This window comes from Campylobacter sp. TJR-1 (assembly GCF_032840035.1).
Lineage (GTDB): Bacteria > Campylobacterota > Campylobacteria > Campylobacterales > Campylobacteraceae > Campylobacter > Campylobacter fetus.
In genome coordinates, this window is record NZ_JAWIZX010000002.1 from 195,450 (window position 1) to 209,590 (window position 14,141).

A 14,141-nucleotide genomic window follows, 5' to 3' on the forward strand; every position below is an offset into this window, starting at 1 on the left:
TATTTTAGGTATTTAATTAAATTTACTCAATACTTAAAGCGTGAGCAAAAGCGAACGGACTTTAGTATTTGGTTCTTTAGTACGAATTTATTCGTACGCTAAAAGAACATCAAAATAGAAAGGAGAAAATATTGGCAAAAGATGATGTCATAGAGATCGATGGCAATGTAGTTGAAGCTCTACCAAATGCGACTTTTAAAGTCGAACTTGACAACAAGCATATAATACTTTGTCACATAGCCGGTAAGATGCGTATGCATTATATTAAGATTATGCCGGGGGATCGCGTTAAAGTTGAACTTACGCCTTATAGCCTTGATAAGGGCAGGATAACATATAGGTATAAGTAATATTAAAGCTAAATTTAGATAAAATCCAACTTTTTGCAACTAACTGTGTGAAGAAGTGTTTTCAAAATTAACCACTATTTTGAAAACAGTTGGTTTGAGATTTCGTCAAAACCTAAGTGCAGTTGAATAAAAGTGGTAATAAATTTTTAGGAGACTAAGATGAAAGTTCGTCCTTCTGTTAAGAAGATGTGTGACAAATGTAAAATTGTCAAACGCAAAGGCATAGTTCATGTTATTTGCGAGAATCCAAAACATAAACAAAGACAAGGATAAGGTATGGCTCGTATAGCAGGTGTTGATTTACCAAAGAAAAAAAGAGTTGAGTATGGCCTTACCTATATCTACGGTATAGGCTTATTTACTTCAAGAAAGATTCTTAATGCTGTTGGAATCTCTTATGATAAAAGAGTTTATGAGTTAAGCGAAGATGAAGCTGCTGCTATTCGTAAAGAGATCCAAGAACACTATATGGTTGAAGGTGATCTTAGAAAAAGCGTTGCAATGGATATCAAAGCACTTATGGATTTAGGTAGCTATAGAGGCTTAAGACACAGAAAAGGTCTTCCTGTTCGCGGTCAAAAAACAAAGACTAACGCAAGAACAAGAAAAGGCAGACGTAAAACTGTCGGCGCGGCTACAAAGTAAGGATAGAAAATGGCAAAAAGAAAAGTAATTAAGAAAAAAATCGTTAGAAAAAATATAGCAAAAGGTATCGTTTATATCTCTGCTACATTCAACAACACAATGGTTACAGTGACTGATGAAATGGGAAATGCTATAGCATGGAGCAGTGCCGGCGGTCTTGGCTTTAAAGGTAGTAAAAAATCTACTCCTTACGCAGCTCAACAAGCAGTTGAAGACGCTATGAATAAAGCAAAAGAGCATGGTATCAAAGAAGTTGGTATCAAAGTTCAAGGACCAGGAAGCGGTAGAGAAACAGCAGTTAAGAGTATTGGCGGAGTTGAGGGTATTAAGGTATTGTATCTAAAAGATATAACTCCACTTGCTCACAACGGTTGTAGACCACCAAAACGCCGCCGCGTGTAATGTTAGATAGAATTTAGGAGAATTATAATGGCAAGATATAGAGGACCAGTTGAAAAATTAGAAAGACGCCTAGGTGTATCTCTTGCACTAAAAGGTGAAAGAAGACTAGCTGGTAAAAGCGCGTTAGATAAAAGACCATACGCACCCGGTCAACACGGACAAAGAAAAACAAAAATTAGCGAATATGGTTTACAATTAAGAGAAAAACAAAAAGCTAAATTTATGTACGGCGTTAGTGAAAAACAATTCAGAAGATTGTTTTTTGAAGCTGCTAGAAGAGAGGGCAACACCGGAGCTCTTCTTATAGGTCTTTTAGAGCAAAGACTTGATAACGTAGTTTATAGAATGGGATTTGCTACAACTAGAAGATTCGCAAGACAACTTGTAACTCACGGACATATTTTAGTAAATGGTAAAAAGGTTGATATCCCTTCATATAGAGTTACTGCCGGAGAGAAAATCGAAGTCGCAGAAAAAAGTAAAACTAATCCACAGATTGTAAGAGCAATAGAACTTACAAATCAAACTGGTATAGTTGCTTGGGTTGATGTAGAAAAAGATAAAAAATATGGAATTTTCACAAGGATTCCAGAACGTGAAGAAGTGGTCATTCCAGTTGAGGAAAGATATATAGTAGAGCTTTACTCAAAATAGTAGGAGGCGATTATGAAAAAAATTACAACATCAGCTTATATGCCAACTGAGATTGAGGTTGTTAATGTGAGTGAGAATGTAGCTAAGATTATAGCATATCCGTTTGAGACAGGCTACGCTGTAACTTTGGCTCATCCGCTTCGCCGATTACTTTATACTAGCACGGTTGGATTTGCTCCGACTGCTGTTAAGATAGATGGCGTAGCTCATGAATTTGATAGTATGCGCGGTATGCTTGAAGATGTTACGCTATTTATTATAAATTTAAAAAACTTACGTTTTAAGCTCAAAAATGACTCAAAACGTGAAGTCATAGAGTATAGCTTTAAAGGGCCAAAAGAGATAACCGGAATTGATTTAAACAATGATATAGTTGAGATTGTAAATCCGGATTCTTACCTTGCTACCATAAACGAAGATGCTGAGCTTAAGTTTAGCCTTATAGTAGAAAAAGGTATTGGATATATGCCTAGCGAAGAGATCAGGGATTATATAGATAGCGAGTATATAGCGCTTGATGCTTTCTTTACTCCTGTTAAAAAAGCGGTTTATGAGATAGAAAATGTTTTGGTTGAAGACAATCCAGACTATGAAAAGATCGTTTTAACAGTGACAACAGATGGTCAAGTAAGTCCTATAGAAGCGTTTAAACACTCAATAGAGGCTATGTACAAGCAGATGTCTATATTTAATAATGTTCTAAATATAGATGTAAATATGGCATTAACTTCAAGTCAAAACTCAAATGAGCATTCAAAATTGCTTGAAAGCGTTGAGAATTTAAATTTAAGTGCTAGAAGTTTTAACTGTCTTGACAAAGCCGATATACGCTATATAGGCGAGCTTGCTCTTATGGAAGAGAGTGAGTTGAAAGATCTCAAAAATTTAGGTAAAAAATCTCTTGATGAGATAAAAGCTGTAATGGCAGAAATCGGCTATCCGTTTGGTGAAAATACATTAGGTGATAGTAAAGAAGCGCTCAGAAAAAAGATATCTGAGTTAAAATCATAAGAAGCGAAGGAATATATAATGAGACATAATCACGGATATAGAAAACTAGGACGCACTAGCTCTCACCGTGCAGCTTTGCTTAAAAACCTTACGATAGCTATCGTTAAGGCTGGTAAGATAGAAACAACGTTACCAAAAGCAAAAGAGCTAAGAGGCTATGTAGAAAAACTTATAACAAGAGCTAGAAAGGGTGATTTTAACGCCCATAAATTTGTTTTTGCACATTTGCAAGACAAAGAAGCTACAAATATGCTTGTTACTGAAATAGCCCCAAAATATGCTACAAGAAACGGCGGATACACTCGTATCATCAAAACTCGCGTTAGAAAAGGCGACGCAGCCGAGATGGCTTATATAGAGTTAGTAGCCCAATAACTAGTAGTCTTGTTTTGCCAAGAATTTTCTTGGCAAACCTTTTTAAATTTAAAAAGGCTTCTTAATTATTTTATTATAAATCAAAATTTTATTCAAATTTATTAAACATTCTAAAATTTAAAACGATATTTTATTTAAAGATAATTCATGTTTATTAGCCTAAACAGATAAGTTCTGTTTTAGTCCTTTAGTGATATAATAAGCTAAAAATAAAGAGGAATTTTATGATACCATTTAGCGATGAAGAGCTGTTAGAACCGGTTAAAGAAAGCTTAAAAGTTATTATGCCTATGCTAGAACAAGATGGCGGCGGCATGGAGCTTCTTGGGATCAAAAATGGAGTTGTATATGTTAGACTTACTGGGCATTGTCATGGATGTGCAGCTAGTTCACAGACGTTGAAATACGGCGTAGAAAGACAGCTAAAAGTAGATATTCATCCAGAACTCAGTGTAGTTAATATACCGATAGGAGAGGAATTTGAACTCTAAAAATTACAAAGATCTAGGTATAAAACTTTTTAAGGCTTCTAAATTCGATGAAGCAAAATCATGCTTTTCACTAGCTTATGAAGATAAAAGTAGCGAAGAGTTGTTAGCCCTCATTGATCTATGTGAGGTCGCAAAATCAAGCGGTCAAGAGGCTTTGTCGTTGTTTGAAATTTATATAAATACGGCTAAAGATAATCAACAAGATAATATAAACGAGATTATAAATATACTTCAAAGTGGAAATATGCAGAACTTAAAAGAGTTAGATTATGAAAATGCTATAACATACGCGGATTTTAAAAATCTCTTAAAAGGCAAGGATTTTAAAGATATATTTCAAAGCGTTATGTTTTCGACTAAAATTATTATAGCAGATAAAGAGGATTTGCTTGAGTTTGTCACTAAGCTTATAGATAATGGATATGACGAGATGGGGCTTAATTATCTTGAGAGTTCAGCTGTTATGTTTGCCGGAGATATTCGCATAGAACAGATGTTAAACAAGCTTAGGAATAAAAATGAAAATCTTGTTAAATGACGGAAATTTTATAACCGATAACTCCAAAACATGTGAAAGCGGATGCTTTTTTCTTAAATCAAATTCTAATGCTAAATTTGAAAATGATGCGATAAAGAGCGGAGCTATTATCATAACTCCTAAGAGAGCAAAAACTATTTTAAATTTAGATGATGGAATACGATTAATCGGTATCACCGGTACAAACGGTAAAACTACAACCGCGTTTGCTATTGCTTTTGGACTTAGGTCTCTTGGATATAAAGTCGGGATAAGCGGCACAAGGGGCGCATTTATATGCGATAAACAAATAGCAGATAAAGGTCTCACAACAAGTCAAATTCTAGAAACCCTAAGCTATATAAAGCAGGCAAAAGAGTCCGGATGTAGATATTTTGTAATGGAGGTAAGTTCGCACGCCATAGCTCAAAATCGTATAGAAGGGCTTAATTTTGCTCTTAAAGTTTTTACTAATTTAAGTCAAGATCATTTAGATTATCACAAAAGTTTTAGTGAGTATGCTAGAGTAAAATCAAGTTTTTTTGATGATGATTCTCCTAAGCTTATAAACGGTGATGACGAGAGTATTAAATTTAATCATAAAAATACTATGATTTATTGGCTTAAAAATAGCGACGCAAGTTTTTTCGTAGAAAATTATGATTTTAAAGGCGGTATAAAAGCTAATATAAAAAGCAAAAATGAAACGGCAAATTTGCAAAGTCATTTACAAGGCAAATTTAATCTTTATAATCTTTTGGCTGCGATCGGGTCCATTAAGTTTTTAAGCAGAGTTAGCTTGCAAGAGGCTGCTGACTCTGTGCGCAAATTTGAAAGCGTGGCAGGTAGAGTCGAGATAGTTAGTAAAAATCCGCTTGTTATCGTCGATTTTGCTCATACTCCAGATGGAATAGAAAAAGTTTTAGATGCTTTAAGTCACGATGAGCTTGTAGTAGTTTTTGGCGCAGGTGGAGATAGAGATAAAACAAAACGTCCTATAATGGGTAAAATAGTACAAAAATACGCATCGATATCTATAGTCACAAGCGATAATCCCAGAACAGAAGATCCAAATTCAATAATCGACGATATACTAGCTGGTATGCAGATAAATAACAGCGTTTTTTCTATAGAAAATAGAAAAGATGCAATAAAAAAAGCCATAGAACTAGCAGCCGGTAAAACAGTAGTAGTACTTGGTAAAGGCGATGAACCTTATCAAGAAATAAGCGGTAAAAAGTATCCGTTTAGCGATAAATTAGTCGTTCAAGAAATTTTAAGTGCTATTTAAACCAAAAAAAGGAATTAAAATGGAAATAGAGATGTTATATAGCAAAATTCACAGAGCCACGGTCACAGATGCAAATTTAAACTACGTAGGATCGATAACTATAGACGAGAGACTTATGAAAGCGGCAAATTTACTCGAGTTTCAAAAGGTTGAAATTTTAGATATTAACAACGGTGAGAGATTTCAAACATATGTTATAAAAGGTGAAAAAAAAGGTGAAATTTGCTTGAACGGAGCAGCAGCTAGAAAAGTATGTATAGGTGATATAATAATCATAGTAAGCTACGCGTCGATGAAGCGTAAAAAAGCAAAAAACTTCTCTCCTACGATAGTTCACGTAAATGAAAAAAACGAAATTAACGAATGAAACGGTACAATGCAAGCTTCCCAAATTGGATTTTAGATGCAAAATATACTATAAGTTCTACTTGGGCTATTTAAATTTAAAAATAATCTAGTTTTAAATTTGGATCGCCTAGGTTTATACCCTATACTCTTCATTTAAGATAATAAATTTAGTCTTAATTTGATATATTAAAATATTTAAGTATTTATAAAACTTTTAAATTTGTATAGACTAAAATAATCCTATTTTTAAAAAAAAATAAAAATTTATAAATGTAAATAAATATTGAAAAATAAATATTTGAAATGATGATATTTATCATTATAATATACATAAAGCATAGTTTTTATCGCATTATTTGTACAAAAATAATAAATTATTAGATTATATTTATTAGTTTATTTAGAGATAAAAAATAGAATTATAATAAGTATCAATTATGTGAATTAACATAGAATTAACAAAAAATGTTATAATTCGCCAAATTTAGTTACGAAAAGGATTTGTTTATGAATTATTTTGAGAATTTAAAAGTTTCAACAAAACTTTATCTAAGTTTTGCTATTGTCATTTTTCTTATGATAATAATTAGCGTGATAGGCATAAATAGGGTTGATTTTATCGATAAATCTCTATCTACAATGACAGATGTTAATTCACTCAAGCAAAGATACGGTATAAACTTTAGAGGATCGGTTCATGATAGGGCTATAGCCATAAGAGATGTTATATTGACAAATGAAAATGATGAATTAAAAACATTTTTAAACGATATAGCTAGGCTTGAAAAATTCTATAATGAATCTGACGCTCCTCTAAAACAGTTTATAAAGCAGATCGGCTCAGTAACGAAAGAAGAGCTAGATATGATAAAGGATATTGATTATATCAATGAAACCACCGTTCCTTTATACAAAAAAGCCATTTTGCTAAAACAAGAAGGAAAATACGATGAAGCTCATGAGCTTCTTATGCATGAAATAGCTGGCAAATTTACGCAATGGTTGGCTGCTATTAACAAATTTATAGATTATCAAGAAAACGCAAACAAAGAGCTTACCGATGTTATAAAAGCCGAAGCCTCCGGTTTTAAATACATAATGATCGTTTTGACTTTGATAGCTATCGTTATAGCTTCTACTATAGGATTTTTGATACAAAGTGGTATAAAAAGGCAGATCGGCGGTGAACCAAAAGATGTTAATAACATTATTTCGGAAGTCGCTCGCGGAAATTTAAGTATAAAATCAGATACGACTTATGAGGCTAGTATTTTAGCTCAAACTATCAAAATGCAAAATAAATTAAAAGAGATAGTCGAATCCATAAATCAAGCTTCATATCAAGTCGATGATAAAACTAAGATTTTGATTGAGACGTTTAAGAATGTTAATACATCAGTTACTAAACAAAATGATATAGCAACAAATTCTACAAAAATAGTTCAATTAGCAAAACAAAAAACCGGCGATGTAGCAAATATGGCAAAAGACACTCAGTTAAATTCAAATAAAGCCACAGAGTTATGCCAAAATGGAAAAAATTCTTCAAATGAAGTTGCTCAAAAGATGAATGAGATAAACGCAACTGTTGCTGAACAAGTAAATCAAATAAAACTTTTAAGCAGTCATGCTAAAGATATCAGTGGCACAGCTGAACTTATCTCAGAAATCACAGATCAAACAAATCTTTTAGCTCTAAACGCGGCTATCGAAGCAGCTAGAGCAGGAGAAGCAGGAAGAGGATTTGCGGTTGTTGCAGACGAGATCAGAAAGCTTGCCTAAAGGAACAGGCACGGCCACAGATGAGATTACAAATACAATTAAAATTATTCAAGAACAAACCGAAGTGGCAGTAAGTATTATCGAACAAGGAGTTCCAAAAGTTGAAGACGGATACAAACTATCAAGCGACGTAGCAGAGCTTTTAAATGAAATTTATAATCAAGCAGTTGATTCGTCTCATAAAGCTAGTTAAGTTGTAAGTGTGGCTGAAAATCAAGTAGAATCAATGGTTTTATTGGCTACAAATATAGAAAATATATCAAAAGTCTCACATGATACTCAAGACAATATGAACCAAAATCAAGAAAAACTTAAAGAGTTGGAAGCGATATCTAGAAAGTTGAATGAATTAATAGGATTTTTCAAGATTTGATAATTCGGTAAAAAGCTAAATTTAATACCCGTTTTGTTATAATTAATCAAAACTAAAGGTAGTTTATGTTTAAAGATTTTGATTTTTCTAAAATGGGTGAAATGCTCTCAGAGGCTCAAAAAAAGGCTGCAGAGTTTGAAAATGAGATTGCCGCTAAAGAGTTTGTGGCTAAAAGCGGCGGCGGTCTTATAAGTGTAAAAGCTAACGGTCGATCCCAAATTTTAGACATAAGTATAGATGATACGCTTTTAGAAGACAAAGAGAGTCTTCAAATACTGCTTATATCTGCTATAAATGATGCTATTAAGCTATCTGAAGACGAGAAAAAACGTGCCGCTTCTGCTATGTTTGGCGGTCTTGGCGGATTTGGAGTGTAGAATGAAAAAATTATGCTCATTTTTACTGCTATTTTTAGCTATTTTTGCTTACAGCGCACCTAAGCCGACTCCTGAAGACGTAGATGCGATATATCAAAAAAACAAAGATTCTCAGTTTAACTATAAAGGCAATATCGCAGTTGCATTAAATGCGGATCTTGCTGCTGTTATTTATGATAAAAACAATAAATTAGATAGTAAGGATTATATTAAATTTGATCCGTACTTAGGGCTTTATCTTATCAAATCCCAAAATACTTTAAGAGCTTCATTTATGATAGATGAGCTAGATAGCAAAGAAGATATGTGGGTTATGATTTTAGATAAAAACTCTACTGAAATGGGGCATATAAAGAGTTTTGCAAAAGATATAGGCGAACTCGACGAGCTTAGTTATAACGCTAGCAAAGCCGGACTTTTAGTTTGCGATTGCGGTACTATGGTCGGTATAGGCGTTGGAGGAAATAAATTTATAGGAAATAGATACATAAAACATTTTATGAAATATAGCGATGTATATTACGGCGATATAGGCGTGACTTTTAGTGATGATAATGGAACTATAACAGTAAAAAGCGCAAATCCTTTTGGAGCAGGAAAAGAGCTTTTAACAGGAGATACTATAGTATCTGTAAATTCAAAAGTACCAAATAATCTAAGAGAAATAAACGAGATGATTTTGTTTGCTCCAAAAGATGCGGTGTTGAAATTTGATATTAACAGAGATGGTAAAAACCAGTCTTATAGCATCAAGATGTCAAATTTGCCAAATAAAATTATGAATTCTTCCGATGATAATAAAACATCCTCGCTCAAAGCCAAAAAACCTGTTAAAAAGCGTACTTTTTTAAGTCAGTACGGTATAACTTTAAATCCGAATTTAACTATAAAAAGTGTAGCTCGAAACTCAAAAGCGTATAAAGCCGGTTTTAGGAACGGAGATAAAATAATGCAGATTGATAAAAAACAACTGAATTCCTCAGCCGATATAGAAAAAATAATGTCTGCAAAAAATGGTGCTTTTTATTATCTAGTTTCGCGTGATGATTTTCAGTTTTTTGTGAAAGTTTATAGATGAGCTTTGAAGAGTTTTTTGAGTTAAATTTACCAAAGGTCGATAGTTTCCATCCTCATTTTAATGATTCTCTTTCTTGGGTTTTGAAAGCAGGCGGAAAGCATTTTAGAGCTAAACTTCTTTTAGGAGTCGTAGATGCTTTGAAGCCTGATCTTAAGAGCGCATCTTACCCAGTCGCAGCAGCAGTAGAAATGCTTCATACATATTCTCTTATACATGATGATCTCCCTTGTATGGATAATGCGGATCTTAGAAGAGGCGTTGCAACTTTACATGTTAAATACGATGAAGTAAGTGCGGTATTGGCTGGAGATGCTTTGAATACCCATGCTTTTTATATGCTTAGTTCGGCTAATCTTCCTGCCGAAGCGGTAGTAAAATGCGTCCAAACATTAGCCGAAAATGGCGGTATATACGGTATGGTAATAGGTCAAGCCATAGACTGCTACTTTGAAAATAAGCATTTAAATTTAGATGAACTTAAGTTTTTACATCTGCATAAAACCGGCGCTTTGATCGCAGCTAGCATGAAAATGGGTGCCATAATATCAGCTCAGAGCGACAAACAATGTGAAAAAATTTATAATATAGGATTAAAGCTCGGACTTGCGTTTCAAATTCACGATGATATAATAGACGCTACTAGCGATGAGATGAAAGCTGGTAAAACAGTAAATAATGATTTGTTTAAAAATTCTTTTACAAATTTAATGGGTGTTAACGGCGCTATAGATGCTAGAGATGAGATAGAAAATGAGATTTTATACGAGCTTGATGGATCGCCTCTTAAAACTCTGATTTTAAATTTAATAAATAAATATCTAAAAGGATAGTTAAAATGTTTAAGAAACAAGCCGATACAATAAGGTTTTTATGTGCCGATATGGTTCAAAAAGCAAACTCCGGACATCCGGGTGCTCCTATGGGTTTGGCTGATATAATGAGTGTTTTGGTAAATCATATAAAACATAATCCTAAAAATCCAACATGGTTAAATAGAGATAGATTGGTATTTAGCGGTGGTCATGCAAGTAGCTTGGTTTATAGTTATTTATATCTTTGTGGTTATGACGTTAGTTTGGATGATTTGAAAAAATTTAGACAACTTCACTCTAAAACTCCCGGACATCCCGAGATAGAAACCCCGGGAGTAGAGATAGCAACTGGACCATTAGGACAAGGAGTGGCAAATGCTGTAGGTTTTGCCATGGCGGCAAAAAGCGCTTCAAATTTACTTGGAAATGAGATTATAAATCATAAAGTATATTGTCTGTGCGGCGACGGAGATCTAGAAGAAGGTATCAGTTATGAAGCTTGTGCTTTGGCTGGAAAACACTCTTTAGATAATTTAGTGATTATATATGATAGCAATAATATCACGATAGAGGGCGATACTAGTATAGCGTGGTGTGAAGATGTAAAAGTACGTTTTGAAGCGGCTGGATTTGAGGTTGCGCGGATAGATGGACATAATTATGATGAGATTGAATTTGCACTTTGCGAAGCAGATACGAAAGAAAAACCTTATCTTATTATCGCAAGTACAAAGATTGCTAAAGGCGCAGGAGATTTGGAAGGTAGTCACCATGCTCACGGCGCTCCGCTTGGTGAAGAAATCATAAAACAAGCTAAAATAGAAGCCGGATTTGATCCGCAAAAACAGTTTTTTGTAGATGATGACGTGCTTTTTAAATTTAGAAGTGCCGTGGAGTTAGGAGACCTTGCAAATGCGCAGTGGGACAAGCTAGTTAGCGAACTTCCAAATGAGAAAAAAGAGCTTTTAAACACTCTTTTAAATCCCGATTTTTCTAAAATTGATTTTCCAAATTTAAAAGGAGAGAAACTAGCTACTAGAGATAGTAACGGCAAGATTTTAAATGCTTTAGCTGCCGCGCTTCCCGGATTTATCGGCGGTAGCGCAGATCTTGCACCTAGTAATAAAACAGAACTTAAAGGTTTTGGAGACTTTCCAAGAGGTAAAAATATGCACTTTGGCATAAGAGAACACGCTATGGGAGCTATATGTAATGCTTATGCGCGTTATGGACTATTTTTACCGTTTTCGGCAACGTTTTTTATATTTAGCGATTACTTAAAAGCAAGTGCTAGAATAGCTGCTTTAATGGGTATAAAGCATTTTTTTGTCTGGACGCATGATAGCATAGGAGTAGGCGAAGATGGACCTACGCATGAGCCGATCGAGCAGCTTTCTACATTTAGAGCAATGCCGAATTTTTACTCATTCCGTCCAGCTGATGGTAATGAAAATGTGGAATGTTGGAAAACTGCATTAAATTTAAATGCTCCATCTGCATTTGTATGTTCTCGCCAAGCTCTACCTCCTTTAGATGAGTCTAAATTCGGAGATGTAAAAAACGGTGCTTATTTATTGAAACAAGCCTCAAATCCGAAAATAACTCTAGTTGCTAGTGGAAGTGAAGTCGGACTTTGTTTAGAAGCTGCAGGTATTTTAGATAGTGAGGGCATAGCAACAAACGTTGTATCTGCTCCTTGTTTTGATCTGCTTTTGGAGCAAGATGCGGATTATGTAAATACGATTTTTAATCCATCTACAAAAGTTTTAGCAGTAGAAGCAGCAAGCGCTCTTGAATGGTATAAATACGCTGATGATGTTTTAGGAATGCGTACTTTTGGTGCTAGCGCCCCTGCTAATGAACTTTTTAAATATTTTGGCTTTACCGCTACAAACGTAGCCAATAGAGCTAAAAATCTACTTTAAATTTAAAAAGAGGATTCACTCCTCTTTTGTTACTTTTTTACTCAAATTTATATTAATTATCAAAAATATAAGCCTTTTATCCGGTAAAAAAATAAACCGTTTGCTAAAAGTAGTGTATGATAATATAAATTTATATAAAGGAAATATCATGCGTACTTACGAAATGTATATAGACGGTGCTTTTGTTCCAAATAGAAGCTCTAAGAGCATTGAAGTTCTAAATCCAGCCACAAAAAAGGTTATTTCGACTATTCCAGATGCCGATATATCGCAAGTAGAAGAGGCGATTAGCAGTAGCAAAAAAGCTCAAAAATCTTGGGAGGCACTTGCAGCGATCGAACGTGCAAATTATTTAAGAAAAATAGCAAATGAGATAAGAGAGAATTCAGAAATGTTAGCTCAGACTATTACCGAAGAGCAAGGTAAAATCATATCTTTAGCTAGAGTTGAGGTAAATTTTACAGCTGACTATCTTGATTATATGGCTGAATGGGCTAGAAGATATGAAGGTGAGATTATACAAAGCGATCGCACAAATGAAAATATATTTATATTTAAACAAGCAATCGGAGTTGCAAGCGGTATTTTACCTTGGAATTTCCCATTTTTCTTAATCGCTAGAAAGTTGGCTCCTGCTCTTGTTACGGGGAATACTATTGTTATCAAAGCCAGTGTTGAAACGCCAAATAACGCGTTTGAATTTGCCAAACTTGCCCATAAAGCAGGTCTTCCAAAAGGAGTGTTTAATCTAGTAAGTGGACGTGGAAGTACGGTTGGAAATTTACTAGCAAGTCACAAAGATATAGGTTTAGTAAGTTTTACTGGTAGCGTGGAAACAGGAGCTAAGATTATGGAAGCTGCTAGTAAAAATATCATAAAAGTAAATTTAGAACTAGGCGGTAAAGCTCCTGCTATTGTTTGTAGAGATGCCGATATAGACGCGGCCGTAAATTATATAAAAAACTCGCGTATTATCAATACAGGACAAGTTTGTAACTGCGCTGAGAGAGTTTATGTGCAAAAAGATATTATAAAAACTTTTACAGACAAAATGGTAGAAGCAATGAAACATGTAAAATATGGCATTCCGACTGATGAAAAAGTAGATATGGGTCCCCTTGTAAGCGAAGCCGGATTAAACTCAGTAAATGCTATGGTAGAACGTGCGAAAAATAGCGGTGCTAAGGTATTAACCGGAGGACGCATATCTAGCAATCAAGACGGTTACTATTATGAACCTACTGTTATTACCGATATAGATCAAAAAAGTGAGCTTATCCAAAGTGAGATATTTGGTCCGGTGCTTCCTATAGTGGCTTTTGACAGTATAGATAATGCTATAGAGATGGCAAACGATAGTGATTATGGGCTAACTTCAAGTATTTATACGCAAAATATAGATATAGCGATGAGAGCATGCCGTGAGATTAAATTTGGAGAAACATATATCAATCGGGAAAATTTTGAAGCTATGCAAGGATTTCACGCCGGCTTTAGAAAAAGTGGTATAGGCGGAGCCGATGGAAAGCATGGGCTTGAAGAGTATCTGGCTACTCACGTTGTATATTTGCAATACAATAAAGATGCTAATTTTTAATTTGTAAATTTTAAATTTATATAATTAAATTTAAATAATTATAGTCGGAAAATATATCCGGCTTAACTAAACTTATTTTGTACCGGCTTAACTAAACTTATTTTGTACCGGCT

At 34.3% G+C, this 14,141-nt stretch carries 18 protein-coding genes and 2 pseudogenes; all 20 read left to right on the plus strand.

Translation table 11 applies throughout. The annotated features are described in order from the left end of the window. The first annotated feature begins 131 nt into the window (after positions 1 to 131). Positions 132 to 350 (plus strand): translation initiation factor IF-1, encoded by a 219-nt coding sequence (gene infA / locus RVY88_RS02890; RefSeq protein WP_002848031.1) that lies wholly within the window; start codon positions 132 to 134, stop codon positions 348 to 350. 159 nt (positions 351 to 509) lie between these two features. Continuing rightward, positions 510 to 623: a 50S ribosomal protein L36 gene (rpmJ, locus tag RVY88_RS02895; protein WP_002848032.1), complete on the plus strand. Its 114-nt coding sequence runs from the start codon at positions 510 to 512 to the stop codon at positions 621 to 623. 3 nt (positions 624 to 626) lie between these two features. Next, the gene (gene rpsM, locus RVY88_RS02900; RefSeq protein WP_002848033.1) at positions 627 to 995 is read left to right on the plus strand and encodes a 30S ribosomal protein S13; all 369 of its coding nucleotides are present in this window, start codon (positions 627 to 629) and stop codon (positions 993 to 995) included. Positions 996 to 1,004: 9 nt separating this feature from the next. Continuing rightward, positions 1,005 to 1,397, plus strand: a complete 393-nt coding sequence (gene rpsK, locus RVY88_RS02905; RefSeq protein WP_002848034.1) for a 30S ribosomal protein S11 — start codon at positions 1,005 to 1,007, stop codon at positions 1,395 to 1,397. Positions 1,398 to 1,424: 27 nt separating this feature from the next. Continuing rightward, a complete protein-coding gene (rpsD, locus tag RVY88_RS02910) occupies positions 1,425 to 2,051 on the plus strand; it encodes a 30S ribosomal protein S4 (protein WP_162167571.1) in 627 nt (208 codons plus the stop codon). Between the two features lie 12 nt (positions 2,052 to 2,063). Next, positions 2,064 to 3,062: a DNA-directed RNA polymerase subunit alpha gene (locus tag RVY88_RS02915; protein ID WP_162167570.1), complete on the plus strand. Its 999-nt coding sequence runs from the start codon at positions 2,064 to 2,066 to the stop codon at positions 3,060 to 3,062. An 18-nt stretch (positions 3,063 to 3,080) separates the two neighbouring features. After that, the gene (rplQ, locus tag RVY88_RS02920) at positions 3,081 to 3,437 is read left to right on the plus strand and encodes a 50S ribosomal protein L17 (RefSeq protein WP_002848037.1); all 357 of its coding nucleotides are present in this window, start codon (positions 3,081 to 3,083) and stop codon (positions 3,435 to 3,437) included. 224 nt (positions 3,438 to 3,661) lie between these two features. Then, complete coding sequence (locus RVY88_RS02925) at positions 3,662 to 3,928, plus strand: NifU family protein (protein WP_002848038.1); 267 nt, start codon at positions 3,662 to 3,664, stop codon at positions 3,926 to 3,928. Beyond that, a complete protein-coding gene (locus RVY88_RS02930) occupies positions 3,918 to 4,466 on the plus strand; it encodes a hypothetical protein (protein WP_162167569.1) in 549 nt (182 codons plus the stop codon). Before RVY88_RS02925 ends, RVY88_RS02930 begins: the two co-directional genes overlap by 11 nt. After that, a complete protein-coding gene (locus tag RVY88_RS02935; protein WP_002848040.1) occupies positions 4,447 to 5,736 on the plus strand; it encodes a UDP-N-acetylmuramoyl-L-alanyl-D-glutamate--2,6-diaminopimelate ligase in 1,290 nt (429 codons plus the stop codon). The genes RVY88_RS02930 and RVY88_RS02935 overlap by 20 nt, the downstream gene beginning before the upstream one ends. A 19-nt stretch (positions 5,737 to 5,755) precedes the next feature. Then, on the plus strand, positions 5,756 to 6,103 hold the full coding sequence (panD, locus tag RVY88_RS02940; RefSeq protein ID WP_002848041.1) for an aspartate 1-decarboxylase: 348 nt from the start codon (positions 5,756 to 5,758) through the stop codon (positions 6,101 to 6,103). 488 nt (positions 6,104 to 6,591) lie between these two features. Continuing rightward, positions 6,592 to 7,146, plus strand: a pseudogene (locus RVY88_RS09210) (MCP four helix bundle domain-containing protein); the annotation flags it as partial. A gap of 504 nt (positions 7,147 to 7,650) precedes the next feature. Then, positions 7,651 to 7,863: pseudogene (locus RVY88_RS09215) on the plus strand (methyl-accepting chemotaxis protein); the annotation flags it as partial. Further along, entirely contained in the window at positions 7,838 to 8,059 is a 222-nt protein-coding gene (locus RVY88_RS02950) for a hypothetical protein (protein ID WP_202930977.1), read from the plus strand. The pseudogene RVY88_RS09215 and the gene RVY88_RS02950, both read left to right, overlap by 26 nt. Before the next feature lie 9 nt (positions 8,060 to 8,068). Continuing rightward, positions 8,069 to 8,239 (plus strand): hypothetical protein, encoded by a 171-nt coding sequence (locus tag RVY88_RS02955; protein WP_202930976.1) that lies wholly within the window; start codon positions 8,069 to 8,071, stop codon positions 8,237 to 8,239. Between the two features lie 65 nt (positions 8,240 to 8,304). After that, positions 8,305 to 8,616: a YbaB/EbfC family nucleoid-associated protein gene (locus RVY88_RS02960; RefSeq protein ID WP_002848044.1), complete on the plus strand. Its 312-nt coding sequence runs from the start codon at positions 8,305 to 8,307 to the stop codon at positions 8,614 to 8,616. A 1-nt stretch (position 8,617) separates the two neighbouring features. Then, on the plus strand, positions 8,618 to 9,694 hold the full coding sequence (locus RVY88_RS02965) for a PDZ domain-containing protein (protein ID WP_011731685.1): 1,077 nt from the start codon (positions 8,618 to 8,620) through the stop codon (positions 9,692 to 9,694). Beyond that, the gene (locus RVY88_RS02970) at positions 9,691 to 10,524 is read left to right on the plus strand and encodes a polyprenyl synthetase family protein (protein WP_002848047.1); all 834 of its coding nucleotides are present in this window, start codon (positions 9,691 to 9,693) and stop codon (positions 10,522 to 10,524) included. The genes RVY88_RS02965 and RVY88_RS02970 overlap by 4 nt, the downstream gene beginning before the upstream one ends. 5 nt (positions 10,525 to 10,529) lie before the next feature. After that, entirely contained in the window at positions 10,530 to 12,431 is a 1,902-nt protein-coding gene (gene tkt, locus RVY88_RS02975; protein ID WP_065843888.1) for a transketolase, read from the plus strand. A gap of 148 nt (positions 12,432 to 12,579) precedes the next feature. Further along, entirely contained in the window at positions 12,580 to 14,028 is a 1,449-nt protein-coding gene (gene aldA / locus RVY88_RS02980) for an aldehyde dehydrogenase (RefSeq protein WP_162167271.1), read from the plus strand. Positions 14,029 to 14,141 lie beyond the last annotated feature (113 nt).